The organism is Streptomyces sp. NPDC001980, from assembly GCF_040296885.1.
Lineage (GTDB): Bacteria > Actinomycetota > Actinomycetes > Streptomycetales > Streptomycetaceae > Streptomyces.
In genome coordinates, this window is record NZ_JBEOYD010000019.1 from 55,741 (window position 1) to 72,709 (window position 16,969).

The 16,969-nt window shown below is 72.6% G+C and carries 18 protein-coding genes; 14 read left to right on the plus strand and 4 right to left on the minus strand.

Features of this window, described 5'->3' with window-relative positions:
* Positions 1-76: 76 nt before the first annotated feature.
* The 6 genes from ABT137_RS27365 (at position 77) to ABT137_RS27390 (ending at position 6,783) form a co-directional block, all read left to right on the plus strand.
* Positions 77-1,756 carry a polyamine aminopropyltransferase gene (locus ABT137_RS27365; RefSeq protein ID WP_351713386.1) on the plus strand — a complete coding sequence of 560 codons (1,680 nt, stop codon included), beginning with the start codon at positions 77-79 and terminating at the stop codon, positions 1,754-1,756.
* Positions 1,757-1,841: 85 nt separating this feature from the next.
* Positions 1,842-2,585 (plus strand): SRPBCC family protein, encoded by a 744-nt coding sequence (locus ABT137_RS27370; protein ID WP_351713388.1) that lies wholly within the window; start codon positions 1,842-1,844, stop codon positions 2,583-2,585.
* 138 nt (positions 2,586-2,723) lie between these two features.
* On the plus strand, positions 2,724-3,521 hold the full coding sequence (locus ABT137_RS27375; protein WP_351713390.1) for an aldose epimerase family protein: 798 nt from the start codon (positions 2,724-2,726) through the stop codon (positions 3,519-3,521).
* Positions 3,522-3,531: 10 nt separating this feature from the next.
* Positions 3,532-4,080, plus strand: coding sequence for an orotate phosphoribosyltransferase (pyrE, locus tag ABT137_RS27380; RefSeq protein ID WP_351713392.1), 549 nt, complete (start codon positions 3,532-3,534; stop codon positions 4,078-4,080).
* Between the two features lie 173 nt (positions 4,081-4,253).
* Positions 4,254-5,276 carry a class II fructose-bisphosphate aldolase gene (gene fbaA, locus ABT137_RS27385; protein WP_351713394.1) on the plus strand — a complete coding sequence of 341 codons (1,023 nt, stop codon included), beginning with the start codon at positions 4,254-4,256 and terminating at the stop codon, positions 5,274-5,276.
* Positions 5,277-5,343: 67 nt separating this feature from the next.
* Positions 5,344-6,783, plus strand: a complete 1,440-nt coding sequence (locus ABT137_RS27390) for an MFS transporter (protein ID WP_351713396.1) — start codon at positions 5,344-5,346, stop codon at positions 6,781-6,783.
* A 10-nt stretch (positions 6,784-6,793) separates the two neighbouring features.
* Here ABT137_RS27390 and ABT137_RS27395 read toward each other — a convergent pair whose 3' ends face one another.
* The 3 genes from ABT137_RS27395 to ABT137_RS27405 are packed head-to-tail and all read right to left on the minus strand — an operon-like array spanning position 6,794 to position 8,978.
* A complete protein-coding gene (locus ABT137_RS27395) occupies positions 6,794-7,480 on the minus strand; it encodes a hypothetical protein (protein ID WP_351713398.1) in 687 nt (228 codons plus the stop codon).
* Positions 7,477-8,487 (minus strand): metallophosphoesterase family protein, encoded by a 1,011-nt coding sequence (locus ABT137_RS27400; protein ID WP_351713400.1) that lies wholly within the window; start codon positions 8,485-8,487, stop codon positions 7,477-7,479. The genes ABT137_RS27395 and ABT137_RS27400 overlap by 4 nt, the downstream gene beginning before the upstream one ends.
* Positions 8,484-8,978, minus strand: a complete 495-nt coding sequence (locus ABT137_RS27405; protein ID WP_351713402.1) for a cupredoxin domain-containing protein — start codon at positions 8,976-8,978, stop codon at positions 8,484-8,486. Before ABT137_RS27405 ends, ABT137_RS27400 begins: the two co-directional genes overlap by 4 nt.
* A 201-nt stretch (positions 8,979-9,179) precedes the next feature.
* Here ABT137_RS27405 and ABT137_RS27410 point away from each other — a divergent pair, with 201 nt between their 5' ends.
* From ABT137_RS27410 to ABT137_RS27425, 4 genes are all read left to right on the plus strand, one after another.
* Positions 9,180-9,782, plus strand: a complete 603-nt coding sequence (locus ABT137_RS27410) for a sigma-70 family RNA polymerase sigma factor (RefSeq protein WP_351713404.1) — start codon at positions 9,180-9,182, stop codon at positions 9,780-9,782.
* Positions 9,783-9,807: 25 nt separating this feature from the next.
* Positions 9,808-10,593: a zf-HC2 domain-containing protein gene (locus ABT137_RS27415; protein ID WP_351713406.1), complete on the plus strand. Its 786-nt coding sequence runs from the start codon at positions 9,808-9,810 to the stop codon at positions 10,591-10,593.
* A 146-nt stretch (positions 10,594-10,739) separates the two neighbouring features.
* Entirely contained in the window at positions 10,740-11,264 is a 525-nt protein-coding gene (locus ABT137_RS27420) for an ATP-binding protein (RefSeq protein WP_351713408.1), read from the plus strand.
* Positions 11,261-11,848 carry a hypothetical protein gene (locus ABT137_RS27425; protein ID WP_351713410.1) on the plus strand — a complete coding sequence of 196 codons (588 nt, stop codon included), beginning with the start codon at positions 11,261-11,263 and terminating at the stop codon, positions 11,846-11,848. The genes ABT137_RS27420 and ABT137_RS27425 overlap by 4 nt, the downstream gene beginning before the upstream one ends.
* Before the next feature lie 11 nt (positions 11,849-11,859).
* Here ABT137_RS27425 and ABT137_RS27430 read toward each other — a convergent pair whose 3' ends face one another.
* On the minus strand, positions 11,860-12,279 hold the full coding sequence (locus ABT137_RS27430; RefSeq protein ID WP_351713412.1) for a DUF3151 domain-containing protein: 420 nt from the start codon (positions 12,277-12,279) through the stop codon (positions 11,860-11,862).
* 206 nt (positions 12,280-12,485) lie between these two features.
* Here ABT137_RS27430 and ABT137_RS27435 point away from each other — a divergent pair, with 206 nt between their 5' ends.
* The 4 genes from ABT137_RS27435 to ABT137_RS27450 all read left to right on the plus strand — a co-directional run bounded on the left by ABT137_RS27435 (position 12,486) and on the right by ABT137_RS27450 (position 16,914).
* Entirely contained in the window at positions 12,486-13,328 is an 843-nt protein-coding gene (locus ABT137_RS27435; protein WP_351713414.1) for a tryptophan 2,3-dioxygenase family protein, read from the plus strand.
* Positions 13,321-14,529 (plus strand): kynureninase, encoded by a 1,209-nt coding sequence (kynU, locus tag ABT137_RS27440; protein WP_351713415.1) that lies wholly within the window; start codon positions 13,321-13,323, stop codon positions 14,527-14,529. Before ABT137_RS27435 ends, kynU begins: the two co-directional genes overlap by 8 nt.
* Positions 14,530-14,736: 207 nt before the next feature.
* Positions 14,737-15,612 carry an alpha/beta hydrolase gene (locus ABT137_RS27445; RefSeq protein WP_351713417.1) on the plus strand — a complete coding sequence of 292 codons (876 nt, stop codon included), beginning with the start codon at positions 14,737-14,739 and terminating at the stop codon, positions 15,610-15,612.
* 207 nt (positions 15,613-15,819) lie between these two features.
* Positions 15,820-16,914: an alpha/beta hydrolase gene (locus tag ABT137_RS27450; RefSeq protein ID WP_351713419.1), complete on the plus strand. Its 1,095-nt coding sequence runs from the start codon at positions 15,820-15,822 to the stop codon at positions 16,912-16,914.
* Positions 16,915-16,969: the final 55 nt, after the last annotated feature.

The following is a 16,969-nucleotide window of genomic DNA, read 5'->3' on the forward strand; positions in this document are numbered from 1 at the left end:
ACGAGGCGTCAAAGGGCCCCGAGTTCCACACGTGTGGGTGACGAAGCGTACCGAGCGAGTGACGTAACGTCGCAGAGTGATCGATCCGCACGCACCCGCCCCGCCCGGCACACCGCCGCCCTGGGGCGCCCCCGCGCCGCTGCCCGTGCGGCCGGGGACGGGCCGCTTCCTGGTCCTGGCGTGCGTGTTCGTCTGCGCGGCCTGCGGATTGGTGTACGAACTCGAACTCGTCGCCATCGCCTCGTACCTGATCGGCGACTCGGTCACCCAGGCCTCCGTCGTGCTGTCCGTGATGGTCTTCGCGATGGGCGTCGGCTCACTCGCCGCGAAACGGCTGCGCTGGCACGCGGCGGCCGGGTTCGCCGCCGTGGAGGCCGTTCTGGCGCTGATCGGCGGCTGCAGCGCCATGGCGTTGTACGCCGTCTTCGCCTGGACCGGCGGCTGGGGCGGCCTGTGGGCCGCCGGCCCGCGCTGCCTCCTGGTCGCCTTCTCCCTCGCCATCGGCCTGCTCATTGGAGCGGAGGTGCCGCTGCTGATGGAGCTCATCCAGCGCATCCGCCGCCAGGACGCGGGCGGCGCGGTCGCCGACCTGTTCGCGGCCGACTACGTGGGCGCGCTGGTCGGCGGCCTCGCCTTCCCGTTCCTGCTGCTGCCCTTCCTCGGCCAGCTGACGGGCACCCTGCTCACCGGCACCGTCAACGTCGTCGCCGGGGGCGCCCTGGTCCTCGGCCTGTTCCGCCGCGACCTGTCCGGCCGGACCCGCTGGATCCTCCTCGTCGCCAACGTCACCGTCCTCGGCCTCCTCGCCGCCGCCGCCGTCCTCGTCGACGACTTCGAACGGGCCGCACGGCACGCCGTCTACGGCGCCGACGTCCGGGTCGCCCTCCAGACCGACGTCCAGGAGATCGTCCTCACCGGCGGCACCCACGGCCGCCCCCTCGACCTCTTCCTCGACGGCCGGCTGCGGGTCGGCGGCCGCGACGAACGCCGGTACCACGAAGCCCTCGTCCACCCCGCGATGACCGGCCCGCACGCCCGCGTGCTGATCCTCGGCGGCGGCGACGGCATGGCCGCCCGCGAGGTGCTGCGCCACCCCGGCGTCGACCGCGTCGACATCGTCGAACTCGACGCGGGCCTGGTCCGCCTCGCCCGCCACGACCGGGCCCTCGCCGCACTCAACGGGTACGCCTACGACGACCCGCACGTCCACGTGTTCACCGCCGACGCCTTCCACTGGCTCCGCGAGGCACCCCGCTCCGGTTACGCCGGCTCCTCCGGTTACGCCGGTTCCTCCGGTTCCTCCGGTTACGACGTCGTCATCGCCGACCTGCCCGACCCCGGCATCACCGCCAGCACCAAGCTGTACTCCCAGGAGTTCTACGGCCTCGTCCGCCGCGCCCTCGCCCCCGGCGGCCGCCTGGTCGTCCACGCCGGACCGGTCCAGGCCCGCCCCCACGCCTTCTGGACGGTCGCCGCGACCATGCGGGCGGCGGGCCTCGCCACCACCTCCTACCGGGTCCTCGGCCAGGACGCCGGTTTCACCCCGGGCCCCGACCGCTCGGCGGGCGAGTCCAGGGCCCCGCACGACTGGGGCTTCATCCTCGCGACGGCGGGTTCCCGCGGGCCGCCGCTGCGACTCCCGGCCGACGGACCGCGGCTGCGGACGCTCACGGAAGGGGGACTGGAGCGGGACGCGCTCAAGACGCCGGCGGCCGGGCTGCCGCCGCCGTCGACGCTGGTGCACCCGCGGTACTGAGCGGACCCGGCCGTCAAGGAGGCTCGCAGCGAGCCGTGCGTCGGGGAGGGTGTGCCGGACCGACTCGTGGGTAGGCTCAGTCGCCATGGAGCACCAGGTGTACGTCCCGGCCCCGGCCTCGCGGCTCAGGGAGGCGCTGGCCGACCCCGCGCGGGTCGCCCGGGCAGTCCCCGGCCTCCAGCAGGACGCGGGCGCCGACCCCGGCACCGGCCGCCTCAAGGTCCGCATCGGCAGCCACTCGATCACCTACCGGGGCTCCCTGCGCGTGACCGCCCACGACGACGGTTCCTACGCGGTCGACGGCGACGCCACCGAGGCCCGCGGCACCGGCACGGTGAAGCTGGCGCTGACCTTCCGCCTCGCGGAGACGGGCGAGGGGTGCACCGTCACGGTGACCGGTACGGCCTCCGCCGACGGGCGGGTCGCCGAGCTGCCGGCGGAGGCGGTTCAGGCGGCGGCGACGAGGCTGCTGAGCCGTTTCGCGGAGGGGCTGGGGGAGGCGCCCGCCGCCGAACCGGCCTCGATCTTCGAGACGGAGGTCCCGCCGCCGTCCCTGGCACCAGAGCCGGAACCGGTGGAGGAACCGGTGAGCGAGCCGGTGGTGGAGCCGCTGCCCGAGATCTTCGCCGAGGCGGCGCACGCGCGCCGGACGATGATCGGCCGCAGCGCGGAGGAGGTGGACCACGCGCCGCCGCGGGGGCGGTACGCGCCGGTCCCGGCGCCGCAGACGGTGGCCGGGAGCTCGGCGTTGCGATGGGCCGCACCGGCGGCGGCGCTGGCGCTGGCGTCCGCGATCGTGGTGACGAGGGCGTTGCGGCGCCGGCGGTGAGCTGTAAGGGGGGCGACTGCAGCGCCCCGTATGGGGCGCTGGGGGTACCCCCAGCCGAAGGCTGGGGGAGGAACTGCGCGAGCAACCCCCACCCACCCGCACCCGAAACCCGACGCCCTCCCCCAGTACTGTCATCCCGTGAGTAACGAAGACATCACGCTGACCGCAGGCGACGCCACCCTCCACCTGCACCCCGGCAACGGCGGCCGGATCGCCGGACTCCAGGTCGGATCCCTCGAACTCCTCCGGCAAGGCGACCGTTTCGGCTGCTTCCCGATGGTTCCCTGGTGCGGCCGGATCCGGGACGGCCGTTTCCTCGACGGCGCCAACGTCGTCCAGATGCCCCTCAACTCCCCGCCGCACGCCATCCACGGCACCGCCCGCGACGGCGCCTGGCGCACCGCGCGGGTCTCGGCGAGCGAGGCCGTGATCACGCGCGAACTCGGCGACCCCTGGCCGCACCCCGCGCGCGTCGCCCACGTCGTGCAGCTCGCCGAGGACTCGCTGACGCTGACCATGTCCGTGGAGACGTACGACGACTCCTTCCCGGCCCAGATCGGCTGGCACCCCTGGTTCAACCGGAACCTCGGCGGCCAGGACGCCCAGGACGTCCGGGTGGACTTCACCCCGGCCTGGCAGGAGGAGCGCGGCGCGGACCACCTGCCCACCGGCAACCGCATCGACCCGAAGCCCGGCCCCTGGGACGACTGCTTCGGCATGCCCGACGGTGTCGACGTCACCCTCACCTGGCCGGGGCAGCTGGAGCTGAAGGTCGCCAGCCGCGAACAGTGGGTCGTCGTCTACGACGAGCAGGCGGAGGCCGTCTGCGTGGAGCCGCAGACCGGACCGCCGAACGGGCTCAACACGCTGCCGAAGCTCGTCACCCCGCTGGAACCGCTGGAAGCCACGACCACCTGGACGTGGACGCGCCTCTAAGCTGGTCGGCATGACGGACGTACGCGCTGAGCTGCTGCAACAGATCAAGGACAAGGCCGTGGTGCACGGCAGGGTGACCCTGTCGTCGGGCAAGGAGGCCGACTACTACATCGACCTTCGCCGGATCACCCTGGACGGCGAGGCCGCGCCGCTGGTCGGTCAGGTCATGCTCGACCTGACCGCCGAGCTCGACTTCGAGGCCGTCGGCGGGCTCACCCTGGGCGCGGACCCGGTGGCCACGGCCATGCTGCACGCCTCCCATGCGCGCGGGAAGACGCTGGACGCCTTCGTGGTCCGCAAGGCGGGCAAGGCGCACGGCCTGCAGCGCCGTATCGAGGGAGCCGAGGTCAAGGGCCGCCGCGTGCTGGCCGTCGAGGACACCTCCACCACCGGCGGCTCCGTGCTGACCGCCGTGGAGGCCCTGCGCGAGGCCGGCGCGGAGGTCGTCGCCGTCGCCACCATCGTGGACCGGGCGACCGGGGCGGCCGAGGCGGTCGCCGAGCAGGCGGACGTGCCGTACCTGTTCGCCTTCTCGAAGGATGAACTGGGTCTGGACTGACACCGGGTTGACGACTGGGATTGACGACCGGGATTGACCCGGACTTGACCGACGCGTGGAGCATCGGTTCATGTCTGGAAAGATGGGGACGACGATGACGTCGCCCCCAAGGTCTAGGTCAGGGCCGTAAGAAAACAGCAGTACGCCGACCCGCACACTCAAGGAGCGGACAGATGCCCATCGCAACCCCCGAGGTCTACAACGAGATGCTCGACCGGGCGAAGGCAGGCAAGTTCGCCTACCCGGCCATCAACGTCACCTCGACCCAGACCCTGCACGCGGCGCTGCGCGGCTTCGCGGAGGCGGAGAGCGACGGCATCGTCCAGATCTCGACCGGCGGTGCCGAGTTCCTGGGCGGCCAGTACAAGAAGGACATGGTCTCCGGCTCGGTCGCGCTCGCCGAGTTCGCGCACGTCGTCGCCGAGAAGTACCCGGTGAACGTCGCGCTGCACACCGACCACTGCCCGAAGGACAAGCTCGACGGGTACGTGCGTCCGCTGCTCGCGATCTCCGAGGAGCGGGTGAAGAACGGCCGTAACCCGCTCTTCCAGTCGCACATGTGGGACGGCTCCGCCGAGACCCTCGCCGACAACCTGGCCATCGCGCAGGAGCTCCTGGAGCAGGCCCGCCGCGCCAACATCATCCTTGAGGTCGAGATCACCCCGACCGGTGGCGAGGAGGACGGCGTCTCCCACGAGATCAACGACTCCCTCTACACGACGGTCGACGACGCGATCCGTACCGCCGAGGCGCTGGGCCTCGGTGAGAAGGGCCGCTACCTGCTCGCCGCCTCCTTCGGCAACGTGCACGGCGTGTACAAGCCGGGCAACGTCGTGCTCCGCCCCGACCTGCTCAAGGAGCTGGCCGACGGCGTGGCCGCCAAGTTCGGCAAGCAGTCGCCGTTCGACTTCGTCTTCCACGGCGGCTCCGGCTCCACCGAGCAGGAGATCCGCACCGCGCTGGAGAACGGCGTCGTGAAGATGAACCTCGACACGGACACCCAGTACGCCTTCACCCGTCCGGTCGCCGACCACATGTTCAAGAACTACGACGGCGTCCTGAAGGTCGACGGCGAGGTCGGCTCCAAGAAGACCTACGACCCGCGCACCTGGGGCAAGCTGGCCGAGGCCGGCATGGCCGCGCGCGTCGTCGAGGCCACGCAGAACCTGCGCTCGGCGGGCAACAAGATCAAGTAAGCCGCATTACGGTCAGGACCCGGCGTTCGTCTGTCTACGGCGCCGGGTCCGCTGTATACCTGGAACCATGCCCGACGTCCGGATCGCCTCAGCCCAGGGCAAATGGATCCTGATCACCACGGTCCTCGGCTCCAGCATGGCGCTGCTGGACTCCACAGTCGTCAACGTCGCCCTGCCCCGCATCGGCGACGACCTGGGCGCGAGCCTGTCCGCGCTCCAGTGGACGATCAACGCGTACATGCTGACGCTGGCCGGCCTGATCCTGCTCGGCGGCTCGCTCGGCGACCAGTACGGCCGCCGGAAGATCTTCGTGATCGGGGTCGTCTGGTTCGCGGCCGCGTCCCTGATGTGCGGCCTGGCCCCCACCGACGCCGTACTGATCGGCGCCCGCGCCCTCCAGGGCATCGGCGGCGCCCTCCTCACCCCCGGCTCCCTGGCCCTCATCCAGGCCTCCTTCCACCCCGACGACCGGGCCCGCGCGGTCGGCCTGTGGTCCGGCTTCGGCGGCATCGGCGCGGCCATCGGACCGTTCCTGGGCGGCTGGCTGGTGGACGGGCCGGGCTGGCGCTGGGTCTTCCTCCTCAACGTCCCGCTGGCGCTGCTCTGCGTCCCCATCGCGCTGCGGCACGTCCCCGAGTCCGCCGACGGCCGGGTCCACGGCCGCTTCGACGCCCTCGGTGCGGTGCTGGGCGCGCTCGCGCTCGGCCTGGTGACGTTCGCGCTGATCGAGGCCGGGACCACCTCGCTGCTCGCCATCGCGGGCGTCGCGGCCGGCGTGGCCTTCGTGTACGTCGAGAAGCGCCGCCAGGACCCGATGCTCCCGCTGGACATCTTCGCGTCCCGCCAGTTCACGGCACTGAACATCGTCACCCTGTGCGTGTACGGCGCGTTCGGCGGCTACTTCTTCCTCACCGCGCTCCAACTCCAGGTGGTGGCGGGCTACTCTGCGCTGGCCGCGGGCACGGCCCTGCTCCCGACGACGGCCCTGATGCTCCTGTTCTCCGCCCGCTCGGGCGCCCTGGCCGACCGCATCGGCCCCCGCATCCCCCTCACGGTGGGCCCGCTGCTGTGCGCCACCGCGATGCTCCTGATGCTGCGCGTCGGCGAACACGCGAACTACCTGACCGACGTCCTCCCGGCGGTCCTGGTCCAGGGCGTCGGCATGGTCACCCTGGTGGCCCCGCTCACCGCCTCCGTCCTCGCCTCCGTGGACACGGCCCGGGCGGGCATCGCCAGCGGCATCAACAACGCGGCGGCCCGCGCCGCCAGCCTGATCGCGGTGGCGGCGCTGCCGCTGCTCGCGGGGATGGGCCCGGAGGCCTACCGGTCGCCCTCGGCGTTCGACGCGGCGTTCGACCGGGCCATGCCCATCTGCGCCGGTGTCCTGGTGGTCGGCGCGGCCCTGGCCTTCGCCCTGGTCCGCAGGCCGGCCCCGGGCTGCGTACGCCCGGAGTGCCGTACCCACGGGAACGTGACATCGCCGCCGATCGAGGCGAAGGGCCGCTAGAGGCTGGAGGCTACTGCCGGCGGCGGAGCAGGGCGGTCCGCAGGTCGTGCTCGGTGATCTGGTCGGCGGGCCGGTGGAGTGTCCAGCGGTGAGCCTCGCCGCCGTCCATGGGCACTACCTCGACGACGGTTTCCAGCGGTGGGCGGCCGCGTGCGGCACAGCCGAGTTGGCGGATCACGACGGCGGTGTCGTCGTCCAGGCCGAGCAGGACGCGCACGGTGTCCCTCAGCTCGCGCAGACGCGGGCTCGGCCAGGCGCTCCCTGGGCGTGGTTCCAGGCGCCGGGGAGGTGACCCTTGTCGTCCGGCCGCGGCCGCGGTCGTCCCGGCCGGCTGCCAGGCCGCGAGGAGCACCAGCGTGCCGGTTTCGGCGAGGAGACCGAGGCCGGCCTGCGGCGCGGGCTGCAGACCGTGTTCGGTGAACCCGAACACGCCGACCGTGCGCGAGGCCGCGAAGCCGCCGAGGGCGCCGAGTGCGACGGCGGCCGCGGCGGCCCTCAGCAGCAGGGGCGGCGGCCCCGCCGCGAGCAGGGCGGCGAGGGCGAAGGAGGCACTGGCCTGGAGGAGGAACAGGGGGCCGATGACGTGGACGAAGCGGTACCCGTCGACGTAGAGCTGGGCGTGGACGTATCCGCCGACGGCGAGGGTTCCGGCGGTCGCCCACCGCAGGGCGGGGGCCAGGAGTCGTCGGTTGTTCATGCCAGCCTCTGATCCTTGATGGCCAGTTCGCGGTCGCCCTGCCGGTAGCCGACGCTGCGGATGCCGAGTGCGTCCTTGAGCTGCCGGGCGGGGACGACCTGCGGGGTGGGGGCGGGGGCACGGCCCGGTCTGGGCAGCGGGTAGGCGGTGGTGGTGGCCGAGTGGAAGGTGATGTTGCCCTCGGTCTTGGTGAACAGCTGGTGGACGTGCCCGTTGAGACAGGTCACGGAGGAGAAGCGGCGCAGCAGGGCGATGACCTTGAGGGCGTCGTCGGTGCTCCAGCCCCACTGCGGGTACATGGCGAACAGCGGGATGTGACTGAAGACCACGACGGGGGTGTCCGAGGACAGGCCGGCGAGGTCCTTGCGGACGAAGTCGATCTGGCTGTTGCCGAGGTGGCCGAGCTTCTCCAGGCTCAGGGTGTTGACCAGGGCGATGAAGTGCACGCCGTGGGTGTCGAAGCTGTACCAGCCGTCGCCGAGCGTGCCCGTGCCGAAGGTCCGCCGGTAGGCGCGGCCCGCGTCGCCGATGGAGTCGTGCTCGCCCGGTACGGTGAAGACCCGGTCTGTCTTCAATCCGGACATCATGTGCTTGACCTGGTCGAACTGCCCGGCCATGGACAGGTGGGTCAGGTCGCCGCTGTGCATGACGAAGTCAGGCCTGAATCCGAGCGAGTTGACCTGGTTGACCGCTTCGGTGAAGGAGCCGGCCACGTCCGTGTTCGCCGGGCCCTGGAACCCGATGTGGCTGTCGGAGACCTGCACGAACCGCAGCGTGCCGCTTCCCGCGTCGTCGGTACCGGTGGCGGCCTCGGCGGTGGAGCCCCGGGGGTCGGCGATGTGGCTGATCACCTCTCCACCGGCCACGGTCAGCACCACCGCGCCGCCGAACCACCCGGCGTGCCGCATGAGTTGGCGACGCGTCATGCCGTGTTCCCGGTCGGCCTCGTGTGCCTGCGCTCCGTCGTGGCTGTCGTGGCTGTCGTAGTAGTCGTCGTAGTCGGTCATCGGGTCACCTCGACGGTGGCGGTCATGAACGGATGGATCGTGCAGAGGTAGGCGTAGGTGCCGGGTTCGGTGAACGTGTGGCTGTAGGTGCCGTGGGTGGCCAGGGCGGGGGAGTGCAACGGGCCGCCCGATCCGGTGCTGGTGACGGTGTGGGCGTCGGTGTCCTGGTTGGTCCAGGTCACCGTCGTACCCACCGGCACCTTCAGCGTGGCCGGCGAGAACGCGAAGTTCTTGATCGCGACGGCGGTCCCGGCCACCGGCGTGCCCGTGCCCGGGTGGCTTGAGGGCATGTTCATGCCGGGCATCGGGGACGCGCTGGGACGGCCGGGCGCGACGGCATCGGCTCCGATGGCCGAGGAGTGCGGTGACCGGCCGCATGAGGTGAGGAGCCCCAGCGTGCCGGCGGTGGCGAGGGCGGCGAGGGCCAGCCCGGCCGCGGCGCGTGAGCGTCGGCCTGGTGCGTGGAAGTTCGGGTGCTGTGTCTCGGTCACGTCCGATCAGTCCTTTGCCGTGTGGGGGGTCGATGAGGAACTGCGCGTGAGTCGGTTCCTGTCCGGCTCCACGGACGGCGAGGGCCCTGCGGTTCGGCACATATGCACTTTTATTGGACTTCTTGGCGGTGACACGGGGTGCCGCCTGTACCGCGCCGTGCGTTACAGGACAAAGAACTGCATGTGCGCGATGATCGACTTATGCCCCGGAGTTTCCGAAAGCGTGACCAAAGGGTTGATCCGGATCGCTCCGCGCGCCGTGTCTCCAGTAGAGGAACGCTTTCGACCGCGGACGAGGAGCTGCTGCGCACCCTGTACGCGGAGCACGCAGGGCCCCTGTTCCACTACGTGCTGCGACTGACATCAGGAGATCGGCAATGGGCGGAGGATGTGGTGCAGGAGACGCTGCTGCGGGCGTGGCAGCACCCCGCCGCGTTCGAGCCCGCACGCGGCCCGGCCCGGGCCTGGCTGTGCACGGTCGCCCGGCATCTGGTCATCGACGCCCACCGGGCCCGGCGGGCCAGGCCGGCCGAGACCGGTGGCGAGGCGCTGGAGCGCGCCGCCGAGCAGACACCGGGCGAGGACGAGATCGAGCAGGCACTGCAGAGCTGGGCGGTTACCGACGCCCTCCGGGCGCTGTCCCCGGATCACCGCGCGGTGCTGCTGGAGACCTACTACCGGGGGCGGACCATGGCGGAGGCCGCACAGGTGCTGGGCATTCCGCTGGGCACCGTGAAGTCACGGACGTACTACGCCTTGCACGCCCTGCGGCTGGCGCTCCAGGAGCGGGGGATCGAGCCATGACGGTGGGGTGCGGGAGGTGGCGACCGTGAGTGCGGAGCACGAGGCCCTCCGGCTGGCGCTGGGCGGATACGTCCTGGGCACACTGCCCGCGGCTGAGATGGAACAGATGCGCGTCCACCTCACGGAATGCGACGAGTGCCGGGCCGAACACGTCCGGCTGGCGGGACTGCCCGCGCTGCTGGCGACGGTGACCGAGGCCGAGGCCGAGGCGGCGGGCCGGACGATGCCGACGGCCGACGGCGACCTGGCCGACCGGCTGGTGGCCCAGGCGGCCGAGAGTACGCGGGTCTCCTCACCCGCACCGCCTGTGGCGGCGGCACCGCCACAGCCGGGTGTGCTGGAGAGCCTGCTGCAGCGGGCCGCGGCCCGGCGGCGCAGGAGCCGGCGTCTGCAACTGGCCGGTGCCGCCGCCTCCCTGACGTTCGTCGCGGCGGCGGTCGGCGGCACGTGGCTGGCGACTGTCGGATCCGTGAGCAGTCAGGCGACGCCGCCGGGGGCGACCGCGCCGACTGCCTGGCGCACGTTCTCCGGAAGCGATACCGCCACCGGCGTCTCCGCCTCGGTGCAGGTCTACCCCTCCGCCTGGGGCAGTGTCCTACAGGTCCACGCCAAGGGGGCGCCCGCCGGAATCACCTGCCGGCTCCAGGCCGTTGGGCCCGGCGGCGCCAGGGCGGACGGCGCCACCTGGCGGGCGGGCGCATACCCGCCCGGCACCACGGTCCCGGGTGCGGTCGCCATGTCCCCGGGGGACATCCAGCACTTCGAGATCCTCGCGGGCGACGGCCAGAAGCTGGTCACCATCGGATCGTGAGGCATTCCCCGATCGTGAGGCGTTCCCCGATCGTGCCGGGTTGTCCGCTGCCGGTGCTCTCCCGCGCCTGTGCCGGAGCTCGCGAGAATCATCACAAAAGGTGCGAACGGCTCGAACCATCGGGTGCGTGCCGTCCGTGGAACTGAATGAGCACGCCCACGCAGGACCGGTACAGCCGCCCCGACGCTTCGGCGGTCTCCCTCATCCCGGTCTCCGCACCTTCACGGAAGAGCCAGAAGACCATGTTCGTGACCGATTCGCCCCGCCCGAGTTCCCTGCCCGGCGAGCCCTGCCGCTACCAGGCGCTGCTCACCCTGCCCGCGCAGGAGGCACACGTCTCCGCCGCCCGCCACTTCGCGGCCGATCTGCTGGAGACCTGGAGCGTGCCCGCGAGCGAGCGGGACTCCGCCGTTCTCATCGTCGACGAACTCGCCGCCAACGCCGCCCAGTACGGCCGTGAGCACATGACCCTGTCGCTCGTCCTCGACCACGGCACTCTGCACATCGGGGTCACCGACTCCGGCATGACGGTCGAGCGCCGTCGCCGCGACACCGCTCCCGACGAACACGGCCGCGGCACCGGCATCGTCCAGTACCTCGCCCAGTCGACCGAGGTCCACCAGACCCGCGGCGGCCGCGAGGTCCGCGCCTGCCTGAGGTGTTCGGCATGACCGGCCCGGGCGAGCCGCGACGCCGGGGCGGACGACCCCGCGAGTGGGCCTTCGCGACCCACAAGCCGTGCCCCGTCGACGGCTGCCCGGGACCGGCCAGGGTTCCCATGCGGTCTACGGCGCATCCATCGGCCCTCGATCACGGCGAGCCCGGCGATCACGGCGAGCCCTGCGATCCCGGCCACGACACGGTGCCGTGCCGACGCTGCGGCACCGGTCCCCGCGCCTACGCGGATGCGCCCGATCTGCGCCGCGAGATGCACCGGCTGCTCGCGCTCGGGGCCGAACGCGACGGCCGCCGGGCCGGGCCGGTCACCGGCGCCACGGTCGACGCGACGGCCGCCGAACGGGCCTGGCTGCTGCGCAGGGCTGCCCTCATGGACCGGATGGCCCTGGGCGGCGGCTCCGGCCCGGCCGCGGCCGCCGCGGAAACCGCCGAGCGACTTGTCCGGTACGACCGCCGCCATCCCGACCTGGTGGCCGGCCCGTACCACCCCGACGCGATCACGCTCGCCCGCAGGCGCTCGCTCTACGTCCGCCAGGAGTACGCCGCCTGGACGGCCGCCGGGTGCCCCGGAACCTGAACCGCCCCCTGCTATCCGTGCAGCTCGGTGTACGCCTCCGCGCTGCTGTCCTTCAGGAACTGCCAGCAGCGCTCGTTCTCGTCCTTCTCGCCGATCTCACCGGCGGCGCGGGCGAGCGCGGCGAGGCAGCGCAGGAAGCCCCGGTTGGCCCGGTGCTCCCAGGGAACGGGGCCGTGCCCCTTCCACCCGGCGCGGCGCAGGGCGTCCAGCCCGCGGTGGTAGCCGGTGCGCGCGTAGGCGTACGACTCGACGACCGCGCCGCGCTCGAACGCCTCGTCGGCGAGCAGTGCCCAGGCCAGCGAGAAGGTCGGGAACTTCGCCGCGACCTCGACGGGAGCCAGCGACTCCTCGCCCAGCAGGCGGTACGCCTCTTCGTTCTCCGGCAGATACGTCGGCTCCGGGCCGCCGAGCAGGTTCGTGTGCGTCGTCATGGCGCAAGTCTGCCACCGCCGGGAGCCTCACCCCGCGTCCCGCCGGCTTCCGGAGGGCCGTCCCGGGGGAGGGTGTGGTCCGTCCGGCGGCGGGCGGCCTTGCCGTTTCCGGGTTACGTTGCGGAAGATGCCAGTGGGGACCGGGGCCCCCGTGTCGGCATCGGCAGGGGCGGACCGCTACCCGGAGTACAAAACAGGAGACAGCGATGTCCCAAGAGGCTCTCGAAAACCACGAGCCCGAGACCCCGCATCTCGACTTCGCCGGCACGACGCCGTACGAGGACTACGTCAAGGCGGACGTGCTCACCCACCTCCAGCACACCCTCTCCGACGATCCCGGAGAGATGGTCTTCCTGGTCACGACCCAGGTGATGGAGCTGTGGTTCACCGTCATCGTCCACGAGTGGGAGACGGCCGCGGCGGCGCTGCGCGGTGACGACATCCCCACCGCGATCGCCGCGCTGAAGCGTTCCACCCGCGAGCTGGAGGCGCTGAACGCCTCCTGGAAGCCGCTCGGCCAGCTCACCCCGGCGCAGTTCAACTCCTACCGTTCCGCCCTCGGCGAGGGCTCCGGCTTCCAGTCGGCGATGTACCGGCGGATGGAGTTCCTGCTCGGCGAGAAGTCCGCGTCCATGCTCGTCCCGCACCGCGGCGCCCCCCGTGTGCACGCGGAACTGGAGAAGGCGCTGCACGAGCCGAGCCTGTACGACGAGGTGGTGCGGCTGCTGGGGCGGCGGGGGTATCCGATCCCGGACGCGGTGCTGGTGGAACGTGACATATCACTGCCCTATACACCTTCCGCCGCCGTCGAGGCCGCCTGGACCGCCGTCTACTCCGGCGCCGAGGACGCCGACCTCGCCCGCCTCGGCGAGGCGCTGACCGACGTCGCCGAGCTCGTCTGGCGCTGGCGCAACGACCACCTGGTCGCCACCCGCCGCGCGATGGGCGCCAAGGCCGGCACCGGCGGCTCGGCCGGGGTCGCCTGGCTGGAGAAGCGCGCCCGCAAGAACGTCTTCCCGGAGCTGTGGACGGCGAGGTCCCATGTCTGACGCGGCCCTGCGGGCGGAGAAGCTCGACGCGTCGGACGACCTGGCCGGGCTCCGCTCCCGCTTCGTCCTCGACGACGTCGTCTACCTGGACGGCAATTCGCTGGGCGCCCTGCCCGCACACGTCCCCGGCCGCGTCGAGGACGTCGTCCGGCGGCAGTGGGGCGAGCTGCGGATCCGGTCCTGGGACGAGAGCGGCTGGTGGACGGCGCCGGAGCGGATCGGCGACCGGATCGCCCCGCTGGTCGGCGCGGCGGCCGGTCAGATCGTGGTCGGCGACTCGACAAGTGTCAACGTGTTCAAGGCACTTGTGGGCGCGGTACGGCTGGCGGGGGAGGGCCGCGACGAGATCCTGGTCGACGCGACGACCTTCCCCACGGACGGCTACATCGCCGAGTCGGCGGCCCGGCTGACCGGCTGCACCCTGCGCCCGCTCACGCCCGCCGAGGTCCCCGCGGCGCTCGGCGACCGTACCGCCGCCGTACTCCTCAACCACGTCGACTACCGCACCGGACGCCTCCACGACCTGCCCTCCCGCACCGCCGAGATCCACGCGGCCGGGGCCGTGTCCGTCTGGGACCTGTGCCACAGCGCGGGCGCGCTGCCGGTGGGCCTCGACGAGCACGGCGTCGACCTGGCGGTCGGCTGCACCTACAAGTACCTGAACGGCGGACCGGGCTCACCGGCGTACCTGTATGTACGACGGGAGTTGCAGGACCGCTTCGACTCCCCGCTCCCCGGCTGGAACTCCCATGCGGAGCCCTTCGGGATGCGCCCGGCGTACGAACCGGCGGCCGGGGCGGTACGCGGTCGCGTCGGCACCCCGGACATCCTCTCCATGCTCGCCCTGGAGGCGGCGCTGGAGGTGTGGGAGGGGGTGCCGGTGACGGCCGTACGGGCCAAGTCGCTCGCCCTGACGGACTTCTTCCTGGAGTGCGTCGAGGCGTACGTCCCGGCGGGCCGCGTCGAGTGCGTGACCCCGGTGGCCCACGAAGAGCGCGGCAGCCAGATCGCGCTGCGCTGTTCCGATGCCGGGGACGTCATGAAACGGCTGATCGAGCGGGGCGTGGTCGGCGACTTCCGGCACCCGGACGTGCTCCGCTTCGGCTTCACCCCGCTGTACGTCGGCTTCGCGGACGCGGAGCGGGCGGCGCGGGTGCTGGGAGAGGTGCTGCGGGAGGTGGCGGGAACGGCCCTCGCCTAGCGACATGACGACATAGTCATCCCCGGACAGGGGTCGGGACGGTACAGAACCGAGCAATCCTCACCGTGCGTGACATCGGCGTGTCCCCGCACGTCACGGGCCTGGTACCGTCCCGGCCAACGGCCGATTTCCCTACCTGGTCCGCCAACACCTCCCCCAGTGCCGAAAGCCTGGGAGGTGCCCCCATCGTCGCTGAGAGGTTGGAGCATGCCGGACGACGACGCAGCAGCCCGGGCCGCCGCCGAGGAGGAGTCGGCCTTCTCGCACCCGCACGTCGCGCCCGACGCCACGGCCGCCTACGGCGACCATCCCGACCAGGTGATCGACTTCTACGCCCCGCGTACCGAGGAGCCGCTGGTCCCGCTGGTGGTGGTCCTGCACGGGGGCGCGTGGCGTGCGCCGTACGACCGCGGCCACATCACCCCGTTCGCCGACTACCTGGCCCGGCGCGGTTTCGCGGTGGCCAACGTGGAGTACCGGCGCGGCGCGACGCTCCCCGCGCAGGGCGGCACGGCCCCGGTGGCAGGCCGCTGGCCGGACACCTTCGACGACGTGGCGGCGGCGCTGGACGCCCTGCCGGCCCTGGTCCGCGAGGCGGTACCGCGGGCGGACCTGCGCCGTACGGTCCTCTGCGGCCACTCGGCGGGCGGCCACCTGGCGCTGTGGGCGGCGGCACGGCACGTCCTCCCGGCGGACGCCAAGTGGCGCATCGCCGGCCCCGCACTCCTGCGGGGTGTCGTGGCCCTGGCCCCCATCGCGGACTTCGCGATGGCCGAGAAGCTGGACGTCTGCGGCAACGCGGCCCTCCAACTCCTCGGCGGCGAGGAGAAGTTCGCCGACCGCCAGCCCTACGCCGACCCGGCGCTCCTCCTCCCGACCGGCATCGCGACCACCCTGGTCCAGGGCCGCACGGACGTGGTCGTCCCGCAGGCGGTCGCCGAGTCCTACGCGGATGCGGCGGCCAAGGCGGGCGAGGTGGTGGGCCTGACGCTCCTGGAGGAGGTCGGCCACTTCCCCCTCATCGACCCGGCGGCGGACGCCTGCGCGGTGGTGGCGGAGGAGATCGCCCAACTGGCCTGGTGAGCCCAACTGGTCTGGTGAGCCCGACTGGCCTGGTGAGCCCGAATGGCCCGGTGAGAGCCCGCCCCCGAGTTGTCCCCGCATACCCGTAGTACCTGAGAGCTACCTCTCAGGTGAGCTCTCGGGCGGGACGCGAACGACACGATCCGCTCCGTAATTTCCCGATCAGAGCAGCCCGACGGCCGGGCGAACTGAGCGGGGGGACCGACCATGACGGCGGCGACGGGGGAGCGGCACGGGCAGGGGCCGAGGCAGGAGCAGGAGCAGGGACACAGGCCGGGTCGGAGGCATGGGCGGGGAAGGCTGCGCCGCACCCTTCTCGCCACCCTGCTCACCGCCGCCGTCGTCCTCCCCCTGTCCGCGGCCACCCGGCCCGAGATTCCCGCCCCGTCGCCCGCCGCTCTCCCTGCCCGCCTCACCCCGGCCGGCCTCGCCACCGCCTACCAGGCCAACCGCGAGAACGCCGCCGCGGCCGCCCGCATGGCCGCCGCCGACGGCGATCTCTCCCGCGCCGCCGCCGACCACGCCCTCGCGTCCCCCTCCCGTCACCTCCTCCGCTTCGACGCCCGAGGCGACGGCCAGGTCACCGAGGTCTTCGGCGACCTGGCGCACGCGACCCGCGTCGCCGTCCTGGTCCCCGGCTCGGACACCACTCTCGACACCTACGCCCGCTTCCACACGGCGGCCGAGTCCCTGTACCGACGCCTTACCCGCGAAACCCACGGGACCCACGGGACCCGCGCAACCCACGAGACCCACGCGCGGCGACGCACCCGGATCGCCGTCGTCGCCTGGCTCGGCTACCGGACCCCCGCCACGGTCAGCACCGCGGTCCTCACCCCGGGCCGGGCCGGCCAAGCCGCCCCCCACCTGCGCGAGTTCCTCCGCGAACTGCGCACCCTCACCGCACCCGGGCCGGCGACCGTCGCTCTCCTCTGCCACTCCTACGGCACGGTGGTCTGCGCCCGCGCCGCCCCCGCCCTCACCGGCCTCGGCGTCGCCGACATCGCCCTGGTCGGCAGTCCCGGCACCGGCGCCGACTCGGCCGCGGCCCTGCACACCTCCGCCCGCGTCTGGGCGGCCCGGGGAGCGGACGACTGGATAGCCGAGGTCCCGCACGTCCGCGCCGGCCTCTTCGGCACGACCGTCGGCTTCGGCACCGACCCCGTGTCCCCGGCCTTCGGCGCCCGCGTCTTCGCGGCGGGCCCCGGCGGCCACAGCGACTACTTCACCCCGGGCTCGGCCTCCCTGGCCAACCTCGCCCGGATCGTCCTCGGCGAGACAACGGAGGTCACCCGTGCGTAAGCCGCCGACACCCCGCCTCCCCGACCGCATACGCCAACGCCACCTCACGCACCGC

What these genes read in the sequence shown, in the direction of transcription:
- ABT137_RS27370 (WP_351713388.1), top strand. Translation starts at nt 1,842, where the DNA reads ATGGAGCACCAGGTGTACGTCCCGGCCCCGGCCTCGCGGCTCAGGGAG.
- pyrE (WP_351713392.1), top strand. Translation starts at nt 3,532, where the DNA reads ATGACGGACGTACGCGCTGAGCTGCTGCAACAGATCAAGGACAAGGCC.
- fbaA (WP_351713394.1), top strand. Translation starts at nt 4,254, where the DNA reads ATGCCCATCGCAACCCCCGAGGTCTACAACGAGATGCTCGACCGGGCG.
- ABT137_RS27390 (WP_351713396.1), top strand. Translation starts at nt 5,344, where the DNA reads ATGCCCGACGTCCGGATCGCCTCAGCCCAGGGCAAATGGATCCTGATC.
- ABT137_RS27395 (WP_351713398.1), bottom strand. Translation starts at nt 7,480, where the DNA reads ATGAACAACCGACGACTCCTGGCCCCCGCCCTGCGGTGGGCGACCGCC.
- ABT137_RS27400 (WP_351713400.1), bottom strand. Translation starts at nt 8,487, where the DNA reads ATGACCGACTACGACGACTACTACGACAGCCACGACAGCCACGACGGA.
- ABT137_RS27410 (WP_351713404.1), top strand. Translation starts at nt 9,180, where the DNA reads ATGCCCCGGAGTTTCCGAAAGCGTGACCAAAGGGTTGATCCGGATCGC.
- ABT137_RS27420 (WP_351713408.1), top strand. Translation starts at nt 10,740, where the DNA reads ATGAGCACGCCCACGCAGGACCGGTACAGCCGCCCCGACGCTTCGGCG.
- ABT137_RS27425 (WP_351713410.1), top strand. Translation starts at nt 11,261, where the DNA reads ATGACCGGCCCGGGCGAGCCGCGACGCCGGGGCGGACGACCCCGCGAG.
- ABT137_RS27430 (WP_351713412.1), bottom strand. Translation starts at nt 12,279, where the DNA reads ATGACGACGCACACGAACCTGCTCGGCGGCCCGGAGCCGACGTATCTG.
- ABT137_RS27435 (WP_351713414.1), top strand. Translation starts at nt 12,486, where the DNA reads ATGTCCCAAGAGGCTCTCGAAAACCACGAGCCCGAGACCCCGCATCTC.
- kynU (WP_351713415.1), top strand. Translation starts at nt 13,321, where the DNA reads ATGTCTGACGCGGCCCTGCGGGCGGAGAAGCTCGACGCGTCGGACGAC.
- ABT137_RS27445 (WP_351713417.1), top strand. Translation starts at nt 14,737, where the DNA reads ATGCCGGACGACGACGCAGCAGCCCGGGCCGCCGCCGAGGAGGAGTCG.
- ABT137_RS27450 (WP_351713419.1), top strand. Translation starts at nt 15,820, where the DNA reads ATGACGGCGGCGACGGGGGAGCGGCACGGGCAGGGGCCGAGGCAGGAG.